This is a genomic window from Hymenobacter miniatus (assembly GCF_016427455.1).
Lineage (GTDB): Bacteria > Bacteroidota > Bacteroidia > Cytophagales > Hymenobacteraceae > Hymenobacter > Hymenobacter armeniacus.
In genome coordinates this window covers 117,946-129,881 of the sequence record NZ_JAELXR010000005.1, presented here as the reverse complement: position 1 = coordinate 129,881, position 11,936 = coordinate 117,946, and the positions used below count along the sequence as shown (strand labels likewise).

General features: G+C 63.9%; 11 protein-coding genes. 5 read left to right on the top strand and 6 right to left on the bottom strand.

Going from position 1 to position 11,936, the window contains the following annotated elements; translation table 11 throughout:
- Window positions 1–26: 26 nt before the first annotated feature.
- Both JAO73_RS09520 and JAO73_RS09515 read right to left on the bottom strand, forming a co-directional pair.
- On the bottom strand, window positions 27–770 hold the full coding sequence (locus JAO73_RS09520) for a (Fe-S)-binding protein (protein WP_198976831.1): 744 nt from the start codon (window positions 768–770) through the stop codon (window positions 27–29).
- Window positions 771–784: 14 nt separating this feature from the next.
- The gene (locus JAO73_RS09515) at window positions 785–1,636 is read right to left on the bottom strand and encodes a hydroxymethylglutaryl-CoA lyase (protein ID WP_198976830.1); all 852 of its coding nucleotides are present in this window, start codon (window positions 1,634–1,636) and stop codon (window positions 785–787) included.
- A gap of 174 nt (window positions 1,637–1,810) precedes the next feature.
- Between JAO73_RS09515 and JAO73_RS09510 the strand changes: the two genes are divergently transcribed.
- Complete coding sequence (locus tag JAO73_RS09510) at window positions 1,811–3,127, top strand: peptidoglycan DD-metalloendopeptidase family protein (protein WP_198976829.1); 1,317 nt, start codon at window positions 1,811–1,813, stop codon at window positions 3,125–3,127.
- 33 nt (window positions 3,128–3,160) lie between these two features.
- Here the strand turns inward: JAO73_RS09510 and JAO73_RS09505 are convergent, their stop codons facing one another.
- Window positions 3,161–3,865 carry a TapB family protein gene (locus JAO73_RS09505; protein ID WP_198976828.1) on the bottom strand — a complete coding sequence of 235 codons (705 nt, stop codon included), beginning with the start codon at window positions 3,863–3,865 and terminating at the stop codon, window positions 3,161–3,163.
- A 283-nt stretch (window positions 3,866–4,148) separates the two neighbouring features.
- On the opposite strand from JAO73_RS09505, the gene JAO73_RS09500 reads away from it, so the two are divergent.
- The 3 genes from JAO73_RS09500 (at window position 4,149) to JAO73_RS09490 (ending at window position 5,466) form a co-directional block, all read left to right on the top strand.
- The gene (locus JAO73_RS09500; RefSeq protein ID WP_190922406.1) at window positions 4,149–4,394 is read left to right on the top strand and encodes a hypothetical protein; all 246 of its coding nucleotides are present in this window, start codon (window positions 4,149–4,151) and stop codon (window positions 4,392–4,394) included.
- Window positions 4,387–4,725 carry a hypothetical protein gene (locus JAO73_RS09495; RefSeq protein ID WP_198976827.1) on the top strand — a complete coding sequence of 113 codons (339 nt, stop codon included), beginning with the start codon at window positions 4,387–4,389 and terminating at the stop codon, window positions 4,723–4,725. Before JAO73_RS09500 ends, JAO73_RS09495 begins: the two co-directional genes overlap by 8 nt.
- Before the next feature lie 87 nt (window positions 4,726–4,812).
- Entirely contained in the window at window positions 4,813–5,466 is a 654-nt protein-coding gene (locus tag JAO73_RS09490; protein WP_198976826.1) for a cytochrome c oxidase subunit 3, read from the top strand.
- 13 nt (window positions 5,467–5,479) lie between these two features.
- Here JAO73_RS09490 and JAO73_RS09485 read toward each other — a convergent pair whose 3' ends face one another.
- A complete protein-coding gene (locus JAO73_RS09485) occupies window positions 5,480–7,747 on the bottom strand; it encodes a T9SS type B sorting domain-containing protein (protein ID WP_198976825.1) in 2,268 nt (755 codons plus the stop codon).
- A gap of 175 nt (window positions 7,748–7,922) precedes the next feature.
- On the opposite strand from JAO73_RS09485, the gene JAO73_RS09480 reads away from it, so the two are divergent.
- A complete protein-coding gene (locus JAO73_RS09480; protein WP_198976824.1) occupies window positions 7,923–9,998 on the top strand; it encodes a M1 family metallopeptidase in 2,076 nt (691 codons plus the stop codon).
- Window positions 9,999–10,068: 70 nt separating this feature from the next.
- On the opposite strand, the gene JAO73_RS09475 is transcribed toward JAO73_RS09480, so the two are convergent.
- A complete protein-coding gene (locus tag JAO73_RS09475) occupies window positions 10,069–10,704 on the bottom strand; it encodes a hypothetical protein (protein ID WP_198976823.1) in 636 nt (211 codons plus the stop codon).
- Window positions 10,705–10,899: 195 nt separating this feature from the next.
- On the bottom strand, window positions 10,900–11,340 hold the full coding sequence (locus JAO73_RS09470) for a DUF2147 domain-containing protein (RefSeq protein WP_198976822.1): 441 nt from the start codon (window positions 11,338–11,340) through the stop codon (window positions 10,900–10,902).
- Window positions 11,341–11,936: the final 596 nt, after the last annotated feature.

Genomic DNA, 11,936 nt, shown 5'->3' with positions numbered 1-11,936 from the left:
CGCTGCGCTCGCAATGACCAGATTATCTACCAACCGCTGGCCAGCACGTCCGCCACGTGCAGGCACTTGAGCGGCAGCTTTTCGCGCTTGATGTAGGATTCCAGGTGCATGAGGCAGCTCACGTCGGTGCTCACAATGAAGTTGGCGCCCGTGTCGAGGGCGTGTTCCACTTTCTGCTGAGCCATGGCCACCGAAATGGCCTCAAACTTCACCGCAAACGTGCCGCCGAAGCCGCAGCAGGTGCTGGTTTCGGCCATTTCAATGCGCTCCAGGCCGGCCACGCCATCGAGCAGCTGTCGCGGCTGCGGCCGGATGTCGCACTCGCGCAGGGCCGAGCAGGAGTCGTGGTAGGTGTATTTGCCTTCCAGCCGGGCCCCGGGTATGGCGGTAATGCCCAACACATCTACCAAGAACTCGGTGAGCTCGTGGGTACGGCGCTGCACGGCGCCACAGGCGGGCTGCTGGGCGGTGCCAGCAAATAGCTCGTTGTAGCTGTTGCGGACCATGCCCACGCAAGAAGCCGAAGGACTGACAATGAAGCGCTGCTGGTCCTGCGCGGGCGCGGCGAAATCCTGGAGAAATTTCCCGGCCACGGCGCGGCTTTGGTCTTGGTAGCCGGCATTGTAGGCCGGCTGGCCGCAACAGGTTTGGTCGGGGTTGTAGTTGACCTGCACACCCACGCGTTCGAGCACCTTCACCATGTTCAGCGCAGTGGCGGGGTAGAGCTGGTCGACGAAGCAGGGAATGAAGATGTCGGCGGTAGTAGGCATGGCCGGGGCTTGTCTTAGTGAAACGCAAACACGCCGGTTGCGGCCTCCCGGGCCCGGGCAAACGCCGCCAAATCCAATCTGGAGTCAACGCCCCGTTCCGCCAGAAACGTCAGCAGGTTCTCGGTGGCCATGTTGCCGGTCAGTTCATCGGCGGCCATGGGGCAGCCGCCGATGCCGCCGATGGCGCCATCGAAGCGGCGGCACCCGGCGTCGTAGGCGGCCGTCACTTTTTCGCGCCAGGTGCCGGGCGTGGTGTGCAGGTGCGCCCCAAACTCGATGGCCGGAAACGCGGGAATGAGGGCCGAAAACAACGGCGCAATAGTAGCGGCGTTGGAGGCCCCGATGGTATCGGACAGCGCCACGATGGGCACACCCAGCGCCGCCAGCTTTTCGGTAAAATCCGTCACGATTTCCGGGCTCCAGGCGTCGCCGTAGGGGTTGCCGAAGCCCATCGACAGGTAGGCCACCAGCTGCTTGCCGCTGCGCTCGCAGAGGTTGTGCATGGCGGCCACGTCGGCCAGCGCCTGTTCGGTAGTCTGATTGGTATTGCGCCGCTGGAAGGTTTCCGACACCGACAGCGGGAAGCCCAGGTAGGCAATTTCAGGATATTGGGCCGCGGTTTCGGCGCCGCGCTGGTTGGCCACAATGGCCAGCAGCTTGGTTTTGGTAGTGCTTAGGTCGAGGCCGGCCAGCACTTCGGCCGTGTCGCGCAGCTGCGGAATGGCTTTGGGCGACACAAACGAGCCAAAGTCCAGCGTATCAAAACCGACCTGCAGCAAGGCGTTGAGGTAGGCCGTTTTGGTGGCCGTGGGGATAAAGTCGGGGAGGCCCTGCATGGCGTCGCGCGGGCATTCGATGAGCTTCATGGGCGGGGTGAGGGGAGCCGAAATGGGAGCGTAAAGGTAGTAGCCCGGTCGTGCCGTGGAAGGGCTGTTGGCCGAACTACCACGGGGTGCCCGGTGTTTGGAGGGATGCTATTCAAGATGGATGAAGTAACTCCGCAGCCGACGCCCCGGTTGCTCGCCGGATTTTTATGGGCCGTGCTATTTGCCGGAATGCTGGCGTTGGCCGGCTGCAGCAAGCAGCAAACCCTGCAGGCGCTGTTTCAGAAAGCCACCCCGCACGAGACCTACGCTCGCCAGCTGCACCAGGCGGGGCTCGACCGGCGCCCGGCCGGCCGCAGCTGGCTGGCCGCGGCTGACAACGCCCTGCGCGACTCCCTGGTGGTGACGCTGCCCTTTGCCGAAACCGGCTATTTCCGCCCCGAGCGGCCCCTGGCGGCCAGCTACCGCTACGCTGTGCGCGCCGGCGAGCAGGTGCACGTAAGCCTGGCGGTGGCTCCCGGCGCCAGCGCCCGCGTGTTTCTGGACGCTTTTGAGATGGAGCCGGGCCGCGTGCCCCTGCCCGTTGCTAGCGCCGACACCTTGGTGCTCGATTTCCGCTACCGGGCCGAAAACGATGCCCAGCACCTGCTGCGCCTGCAGCCCGAATTGCTGGCCGCCGGCCGCTACACCCTCAAAGTAAGCCGCGAGCCCAGCCTGAGCGTGTTCCCCGTGCAGGGGCGCACCGATGTGGCCGTGGGGAGCTTCTGGGGTTCGGACCGCGACGGGGGCGCCCGCCGACACGAGGGCATCGATATTTTTGCGCCAAGAGGCACGGCCGCTGTGGCCGCCGTGGCGGGCTACGTGACGCGCACCGGCGAAACCCCGCTGGGCGGCCGCGTGGTGTGGCTCACCGATGCCGAGCACAACGAACACCTCTACTACGCCCACCTCGACCGGCAGCTGGTGAGCCCGGGGCAGCGCGTGCAGCCCGGCGACACGCTGGGCTTAGTGGGCAACACGGGCAATGCCCGTACCACGGTGCCGCACCTGCACTTTGGCATCTACCGCGGCGGCCGCGGCGCCGTCGACCCGTTTCCCTTCGTGCGCCGCGCCGAAAGCCCCGCCCCGGCCACGCCGGGCCCCGACCGCCGGGGCGACTTTGTGCGCCTGCGCGAAGCGGCCTGGCTGCAGCCTACCTCGGCCCCAGCCAAGGGAGCCGGCCGCGTGCCTGTAGCCCGCCTCACCCCGCAGGAGCCGCTGCTGGTGGTGGGCCAGCAGGGCACGGCCCTGCGGGTGCTCACGCCCGGCGGACAGGCCGGCTACGTGCTTGCCAAAGCCGTGGTGAGCGCCAAAGACGCACCCTTGCGGCGCCTGAACCTGGCCGCCAGCAAAGAGCTATTGACCGGCCCGGCGAGTGAAGCGCCGGCCGTGGGGGCCCTGGCTGCGCATGCGCCGGTGGCGGTTCTGGGCCAGTCTAAAGCTTACAGCCTGGTTCGCGGGCCTCAGAATGAAATTGGCTGGATGATTCTATAAGAAATTGAAGTCCAGCTATAAGTTATGGGCTGGCTAATGCTTGAGTAGAACCTTCGAATAGGTTAGCTTGCCGCCTTTGTCGTAGTACTCTGTCTTGACCAGGCCCACTGTCGGGTCATAATAATCGACCTGACGGCCTGCGCTTTTGAGGACGAGGTCGGCGCGAGCGGCGGTGGCCAGCTCGCGCTGGCTTTCCACCACGTAGCAGCGGAAGGTGCCAGCCGGCACGGTAACGGGGGTGGGGGCGGCTTTCACCTTGCGGTCGCGCACGGTGGTGCTCACCTTGGCAATGGCCACGGAGGGGCTGCTCACCTGCACCACCACGCCGCCCTCGGGCAGGCTGCTGCCCACGGTGGGGTTGTTGGGCCAAGCCAGGGGAGTGCCGGTGTAATTTTTAAGGCGCTCGCGAAACGACTTCAACCCATCGTAGTTGATTTCGGCCAGGCCGTCTGTGAAGGTCGTGTCGCGGCGGCAGAAGAAGGTTACGTCCTGCTGTTGCTGCACGTGGTTGGACAGGTCGTAAAGCCCGCTTTTCAGGCGCACGGTGGTGCTCAACAGCGTTTTTTTCTTCTTCACGGTCGAATCAGTGCTAATCTTTACCACGCGGTACCGCCAGGTGCCAGTGGGCTTGCCCTTGGCGTCGAGTAGCTGGTATTCAAGGTTCTGGCCCTCGCGCAGCCCGAAGGGGGGGTGGGCGCAGGATGCGGCCGAAACCTTTTGAAAGGAGAGCAGTGACAAATCGGCCGAAGAAGGAGCCTGAAGGCTGTCGTGCGAGGGTTGGGCCGGGCCCGGCACGGCCAATAGGTTGAGAAGCAGGCAGGCTACGACGCGAGGTGCGCGGGAAATAAGGTAGTGCATTGCGAAAGAGTTGGTAGGGTGAAAGTAGGCAGCAGCTTTCGATTGGGAGGGGCCCCGCCTACGGCAACCCGTTTTGGCGCGTTGCGTTAGCGGAAGCGGGCCCGTACTTTGCGGCCCTGCTGCACCCGCAGGTGCACACTGCTACACCACTTATCCCACAATCATGCCCGAAACCTCATCTTCTAACTGGGCCGACATGGCCGCTTCCTTGCTGGGCAAGCTGTCGGGCGGCGTCGAACTCAGCTGCGCCTTCGAACAAATGGAGCTTCAGGTGCCCAACCCCCAGAACCCCAGCGCCCCCGCCGCCACCTGGAAGCTGAACGGCTCGGTGCGCATCCGCACGCGCGGCGAGCAGCCCTCAGGCGGCGCTCCCCAATTACCGGCCAGCCCCTCCGAACCCGGTGCCTAGCGCCCTCGAAATCGACGCCCAGCTCGTCATTACCTGGAACGGGCACCCGCTGCAGCTGGCCGCGGCGGGCACCTACCTCATTCTCAACATTCCAAGCCAACAGGTGCTCGACCTGCTCACGGCCGGCCCGCCCAAGGCGCCAGGGGCTCCCAAAGCCCCCAAGCCGCCCGGCCCCGACCCGCTGCAGCAAATCAACGACCTGGCCCGGCAGTTGGGCTGGGTGCTCGACCTGCGCGTGGGCGGCAAAACCTACGTGACGTTTGGCGTGCAGCGCAGCCCCAAAATCACGCTAAATGCGGTGCTGGGCAAAATCGGCTCTTTCTTTAAATAGCCTGGTTTTGAGGGAGGCTAAATTCGGGCTTTTTGCAACTAATTTTTTTCCGAATAGTTTGGAGAGTGTACCCCCTGGCCCGCCTCCATGAGCTCCGAACTAAACCCTAAAAACCGGGTAGATGCCCGCCAACGGTCCTCGCCGTTTGGGCGCATCGAACGCATGCCGCCCCTGGTCATGGCGCTGTACCTGGCGCTGATGGCCATCAGCGTCATGTTTGTGGTGCTGGTGGCGGCCTACGTGGTGGCCCGCCTGCAAAGCGGGGTGCCCACGGGCCTGCACCCGCTGCCGCGCTACTTCTCGCTGAGTACCATCGTGCTGGTGCTCAGCAGCTACACCATGGCGCAGGCGCCGCGGCTGTATGCGCAGGACGACCTGGCCAGCCTGGGCCGCTGCCTGGGCGCCACGCTGCTGCTGGGCTGCGTGTTTGCGGGGCTGCAGGGGCTGGGCTGGCGCGAACTGCTGGCGCACGGCGTGCCGTTTGGCGGCCCGGGTGGCAAGAGCAGTGGGCAGTTTATCTACCTGATTTCGGCCCTGCACGTGGCGCACCTGCTGGGCGGCATGCTGTTTCTGCTGGCTTTTTTGCTGCGCGTGCTGCACAACGGGCGCGACGCCGTGCGCACGCTGGTGTTCATTCGCAACCCATACTATCGGCGGCAGCTGCAGCTGCTGGGCACCTACTGGCACTTCATTGATGTGCTGTGGGTGCTGCTGTTTGCGGTGTTCCTGTTCCTCTACTAGCCCGGCTGCTACGCTAAGGAATGACTTCGAGCCAGCCCCGGAAGCGGCGGCCGTCGGTGTAGGTGATGTAGTAGTAATAGATGCCTGCACTGCCCTGGCCGGGCCAGCGGAACTCCCGGTCGGCCGACTCGAACACCTGCTGGCCCCAGCGCGAGAAAATCTTGATGCCGATGAACTGCGAGTCGCAGAAGTTGGGCGGCAGTTCGGGCAGGCGGAACTCGTCGTTTTGCCGGTCGTTGTTGGGCGTGATGATGTTGTAGAGTTTCACGGCCACCGTGTCGGGGCTGCGCACCCGCAGGCGCACGCGCTGCTGCTGCGGCAGCGGGCGGCAGGTGGCATCAATGAGCTGGAACGTGACCACGAGGTCGCGGTGCAGGTTGGCGGCCGCGCAGCTCACGTCCCAGTGAAAGGTGCCCGTGGCTACGCCGCTGCCGTTCTGAGCTTCAAAGCGCATGCCGGCATTGCTCAGGTCGAAGCCTTCCTTGCCTTCGAGGGTGTTGCCGGTGGCTATCAGGGTGAGGCCGTCGCGGTCCGGGTCGACGCCCGTGAAGTGCGCCGTGTATTGCCGGCCCAGGGGCAGTTCCACCAGCGGCAGGTCTTCGCCAGGCTTAGTCGCGGGCAGGTCGGAGGTAAGAGTGGGCGCCCGGTTGCTGTACTTCACCACAAACGGCACGCTTTGCGTCACGGCCTGGCGGCCGTTGCAGGGCTGGGTAGCGGCGGCAAACTGAAACGTAAAGACCGAGTCGGGCCCCACCGCCCGGCAGTCGACCCGCCAAGTGAAGCGCCCGCGCTGCTCGCGTCCCGAAGTGCCTTGCGACAGGGTGGCGCCCAGGCCGGTGGGGCTAAAGCCCGCGCCGGTCATTTCCAGTTGCACGGGGTCGTTGTCGGGGTCGGTGCCGGTAAGGTCAAAGCTCACCAAATCGCCGATGCGCACCCGGATGGGCCGCGTAGGGCTGGCCGTAGTGGTGAGCTGCGGCGGGGAGTTGGGCGGCGGCACGGCCGTGAAAGCCACGCGTACGGTGTCGCGCTTGGGTAGGCTGCAGCCGTCGTCGCCCACCACCACATCCAGCAAAAACACCTTGCCCTGCGAGTTCAGGCATTCCGGGAAGCACAGCGTGGCCGTGAGGGTGTCGGGCGAGCCGGGGCTGCGCACTGCCCCGCTCGAGGCAGTGGAAAAGCTGGGCAGCAGGCCCGTAAAGTTGACCGGGCTGAGCGACAGCGTCAGGCGAGAGTTGGGGTCGGGGTCGGTGAAGCGCAGGCGAACGCAGTGGTTGCCGCCGGGCACCAGCCGCAGTGTGTCGCGCTTGGAGCGGTAGGGGGTTGGGTTGCCGGGGCTGGGAAACAACACCAAGTTAGGCTTGGTGTTGGGCGAGCAGTTGAGCACCATGAGCTGAAAGTCGCGGCGCGACTCCCCGATTTTTTCACCCTTACGGTACTCGGAGCAGCGCACGCCAAACACGAACAAGCCCAGGTCGGTGGGCCGCACGGTGAGGCGGCCGGTGGCCCGGTTGATGCTCAGCGTAGGACTGCCCGGAATCTGGTTGAGGGTGCTCAGGCCACCGCTCCAGGCAATGGGCGCGTAGGGCGCGGGCTCGGCCGAAGCCGGCTTGGGCGTGTTGGTATTGGAGTGGCCGTTGAGGGGCGTCACCATGTCGTAGACCAGCGAGTCGCCGTCGGCGTCCTGGCCGCCAAAGTCGTAGTAAAACAGCTCGTTGCGGCAGGCGTAGTCGGCCAGGGGCGGGAAAATGCGCGGCGTCGAGTCGATGAACGGCTGGCCGCGGCGCACCACCGCCGGAAACTCCAGGTAGAAGGTCTGGGCCGCATTGCCGGGGGCCACAATGTTGCTGATGCTGTTGTTGCGGCAGCAGCGCTCCACCGCCACGTAGTAGCCCTGCACGCTGCTGTAGGTGCCCGGCGGCAGCGTGATGACCTTGCTGTATACCAGCCGCCGGGTGCTGAGCGTGGGCTTGGCACAGGCCGGGTTGGTGTAGTTCACGAAGGTGTTGCTGGTGAGGGGCAGCACCACGTTGGCCATGCGTTGGTTGGTGGCTTTCTCGAAGATGCTGGCGGTCAGGTCGGCGTCGAGGGCGCTGGCGCTGCCGTTGGCCGCGTCAAAATACAGGTTGAGCAGCAACGTGTACGTTTCGCCGCTGTTGTGCACCAGCTCCATCTCGCCGCCCACGATGTGCGTGGCCTGCGCCGGGCGGGCCATCCCCAGCAACCCACTCAGCAGCACCAAAAGCAGCCGCGCCGCGCCCGGCAGACGAAGGGGGATGGACATGGGTAGCGGAAAAAGCGTAGAAAATCCTGAATTAAGCCGAAATATACGCCCGATGCGGCCAACTTCCGGCATGCTGGCCCGTTTGCCAACGGGTTGAACCGCCGTACCTTGGCCCAGGCAAAGCCCGGCTCACCAACCGCCTCCTTTTCCTTGTCACTGCTATTCAATTTTTTATATGCGTCGCTTCTTCTACGCTTTTCTCGCCCCGTGTTTGTTGTGGGCTGCGGCCCCGCTGGCGGCCCAAACCGTGCCCGCCGCCACCGGGACTAGCATGCTTCCCCGGCCCGACCAGGATGCCGGTTTGCTGTGCGCCAAAGCGCACGTGAACGCCGCGGCGCGCACGGCCACGTCGTCGGTGCGGCACCGCACCAAAATGGAGCGCTACGACGTGAAGTACTACAAGCTGGACCTGGCCATGGAAAACAACTCGCGGAACGTGGCCGGTTCGGTGTGGATGCGCGTGCGAGTGCGCGGCACACAAGCCCTCGATTCGCTGGCGTTTGAGCTTTATCAGGCCCCGGCCGGCTCGCCTGCCGGCACGGCCACGCTGCTCATCGACTCGGTGGTGGTGAACGGGCGGCGCTCGCCCGGCCTCCGGCGCAGCGGCAACGACGCCACGGCCGCGCTGGCCCAGCCGGCCGCCGTGGGCACCCTGGCCGATGCCCGCATCTACTACCACGGCACGGCCCCGAGCGGCAACTCGGCCGCCATCGGCAACGGCTTGAGCACGGCCAGTACCGTGCAATTGGACGGCAGCCTCGGCACCGCTTTTCCCTACAACGTCACGTGGTCGTTGTCGGAGCCGTTTTCGGCCCACGAGTGGTTTCCTTGTAAGCAGGTGCTCACCGACAAGGCCGATTCTTCCGACGTGTGGGTGACCACTACCTTGCCCAACAAAGTGGGCTCCAACGGCGTGCTGAACCGCACCGTGCCGCTGCCCAACAACAAGGTGCGCTATGAGTGGAAGTCGCGCAACCCCATCGCCTACTACCTCATTTCGGTGTCGGTGGCGCCCTACGTGGAATACGTCACGACGGCGCAGCCCGCAGGCGGGCCCGCCATTCCCATTGTCAACTACGTCTACAACCAGAACTACTTAAACTATTGGAGGGCAGGAATTGATAAAACAGCTGGCTTCATCGAAAATTACTCGGCGCTGGTGGGGCTCTATCCTTTCGCCAACGAGAAGTACGGCCACACCACGGTGCCCATCTACGGCGGCATGGAGCATCAGACCATGACCTCGCAGGACGGCTTTGAATTCACGCTTACGGCCCACGAGCTATTTCACCAATGGTTTGGCGACAACGTAACCTGCGCCACTTGGGAGGACATCTGGCTGAACGAAAGCTTCGCCTCTTACGGCGAGTACCTGTCGTTACAGGCTTTTGGGCAGCCCGGCGATGCGCTCAGATGGATGGAGAACGCCCACGCATATGCGCAGTCCTCGTCGGGCACCATCTACGTGCCTGATACTACCAACGTAAACCGCATTTTCGACTACTACCTCACCTATAAAAAGGGCGCGGGCGTGGTGCACATGCTGCGCTACCTGCTGAACGACGACGCCAAGTTTTTCCGGGCGCTGCGCACGTACCAGACCCAGTATCGTGGCTCGACGGCGCGTACGGCCGACCTGCAGCGCATTTTCGAGGCCGAAGCCGGGCGTCCGCTGGGCTACTTCTTTCAGCAGTGGTTTAGGGGGCGCGGCTACCCCACGTTCAACGGGCGCTGGAACCAAGGCGGCAGCAACTTCGTGCTGCGCGTCACCGAAACGGCGTCGGTGCCGGGTACCACGCCTTTCTTCGAGACTGACGTGGACTACCGCCTTACGTTCTCCAACGGAACCACCCAAACCGTGCGCCTGCACCAAGCCAACCCCACCGAAACTTACCTGCTCACCGTGAACGGCACCGTGACGAGCGTAGCCGTCGACCCCAACGATTGGATAATGGATTTGCTTAGTTCGTCGGCCGTGCGCGACAATACCCTGCTCGCCACGCAGTCGGCCTCGAAAGCACCCGTGCTGGCCCTGTTCCCCAACCCGTGCCGCGAGGAACTGCAGCTGCCCGGGGCGCCGGCAACCTCGGCCCTGGTGCTCGACGCCACGGGCCGCGTGGTGATGCGCGAGCGAATTCTGGCCGGCCAGCCCCGGCTCAACACCCGCGCCCTGGCGCCGGGCCTCTACCACCTGCGGCTGCTCGGTGGCAGCGGCGAGTTGCTGGGGCAAGGCCGTTTCGTGCGCGAGTAGCTTTCGCTTAAACAAAAAAAGGACGCCGGGGCATGGGGCCGGCGTCCTTTTTTTATGCGCTGACGGCGCCTCAAAACGTGTCGTGGTATTCGCGGATGCGGGCCTGGGTGGCCGGGTCGGGCATCGGGGCGTCGAGCAGGCTTTTGAGCAGCTCCTCAAACGAGCCGGCCGGCGTGAAGCAGGGCTCCAGCATGGCGTTGGTGGCGAGGCGGATGAAGAAGGGTTCGCCGTTGAGGGCCACCAGGTCGATGGTGATGAGGCCGAAACGCTGGTTGCAGTGGCCGGTGGTGGGGCAGTCGGTGGGGTTGGGCTTGAAGAGCTGCTTGAGGGTGGTTTCGGTGTGGCCGGCGCGCTGCTTCACGCCGCGGTCGGCGCAGGCGCGGTGGTAGCCCAGGGCCAGTACTCGTTCGCCCAGGTGCTCATAGAAGTGGCGGAAGTTGCCCGGCCCGATGCTGTCGTCGAAGAACAGCAGCACGCCCTGGCGGCCGCTTTCGCGCAGCGGCTCCACGCGCAGGCCGCGGCTGCCGCCGGCCCCGCCTTTGTGCAGATGGTAGGCCTTGTAATACGGTCCGAGCCAGTTCAGAAACACGCGTTGCTCCACCCAGCGGGCGTGCCGGGCCGCCTGGCCCGGCGACAGCTTCACCGAGCGCCACGCGGGGCGAGCGGTGCCGTGCGGCCGAAATAATTTCTGGAGAAAATCGAACAAGAGCGGAGGCGTTAATGGAGTCGAAACACCGGCTGGGGCAAATAGTTTAGCGGGCTTGGGTGGGCACGGCGCCGGTTTGGGCGTGTGCGGGGCCGGTTTTGTTCGGCGCTTGCCGATATCGTGCCACATGCAAAAGCCGGCCCCCGAACGGGAGCCGGCTTTGCGGTATTTCCGGCACTGGTGTGGCGGCCGGGCTTACTTCACGCGGGTCCAGGTCTGCGACTTGCCGATGAGCGAAAAGCCGATGTAGCCCTTCACTTCCATGGTGTTGGCGTTTTCCATCTTCATGTAGCAGGAGTAGGTCTTGCCGCTTTCGGGGTCGTAGATTTTGCCGTCGTCCCACTTGTTGTCGTCGTCGTACTTAAAGCCTTGCATAAACACCAGACCCAGACGGGGGCGGTTGCGCAGCTTGGGGTCGGGGTTTTGCGAGTCGGTTTTGGGCTTGCCGGTGGCCGGGTCGTTGGGCACGGTCAGGGTCACGATTTTGCCGCACAGCTTGTCGCCGCACTTGTAAATCTCAAACGTGGCCTTTTTCTCTGCATTCGTCCAGATGCCCAGCGGCGACATGGTTTGGGCGGAAGCCATGCGGGCGACGCCCAACACGAGAGCAACGAGCAGGAGCAGTGTTTTTTTCATTGTTGAAATGAGCAAGAGGTGGGTTTGAAGGGAAAAGGTAAGCAAAAAAAATCCGGAGGGCCCGCCGGCAACGTTTCCACCGTTAAGGCAAGTTTACGGCCAAGTTCTGAAAGCCCAGCCGGTAATTATGAAAACAGGGTGGAGGCTAAAATAAATAGCACTGTTAATCAGGCCTAAAGCCCTGCTGAGGCCAGATTTCTGCAAAATTTAGCCGGCAAATTTTGAACCTTACCGCCCGCTATTAACTTTACCGCTTAGTAGTGAGTGCTACGGCCTTGCTTAAGCAGCCCTAAGGTGCTGGGCCGCGCGAGCAAGTGTTATGTCGAACGTAAAGAAAGGAGGTACAAAATGTCTAGTAGTCCCAACCAAATCCTGCCAAGCCTGTCGAATGTCGTACGCTTCACCGCAGTACGCGCCTAACAACAGCTTCGTGGGGTAGCTCCTAAGGCTTCCCACATTCGGCCAGGTCTTATCTTGAAAGACGCCGGAACTGTACCCCAGTTTCGCCGCTTGGTAAGATTTGAAGGATTAGATGCCCGGTTTGTCCAGTCGCCCTTCAGTGGGACGGCAGAGACAGGCCGGGCATCGCTGCGTTT

Excerpts from the sequence above, each read along its gene's own strand:
- JAO73_RS09470 (WP_198976822.1), bottom strand. The coding sequence starts at position 11,340 with ATGAAAAAAACACTGCTCCTGCTCGTTGCTCTCGTGTTGGGCGTCGCC.
- JAO73_RS09480 (WP_198976824.1), top strand. The coding sequence starts at position 7,923 with ATGCGTCGCTTCTTCTACGCTTTTCTCGCCCCGTGTTTGTTGTGGGCT.
- JAO73_RS09515 (WP_198976830.1), bottom strand. The coding sequence starts at position 1,636 with ATGAAGCTCATCGAATGCCCGCGCGACGCCATGCAGGGCCTCCCCGAC.
- JAO73_RS09490 (WP_198976826.1), top strand. The coding sequence starts at position 4,813 with ATGAGCTCCGAACTAAACCCTAAAAACCGGGTAGATGCCCGCCAACGG.
- JAO73_RS09500 (WP_190922406.1), top strand. The coding sequence starts at position 4,149 with ATGCCCGAAACCTCATCTTCTAACTGGGCCGACATGGCCGCTTCCTTG.
- JAO73_RS09485 (WP_198976825.1), bottom strand. The coding sequence starts at position 7,747 with ATGTCCATCCCCCTTCGTCTGCCGGGCGCGGCGCGGCTGCTTTTGGTG.
- JAO73_RS09520 (WP_198976831.1), bottom strand. The coding sequence starts at position 770 with ATGCCTACTACCGCCGACATCTTCATTCCCTGCTTCGTCGACCAGCTC.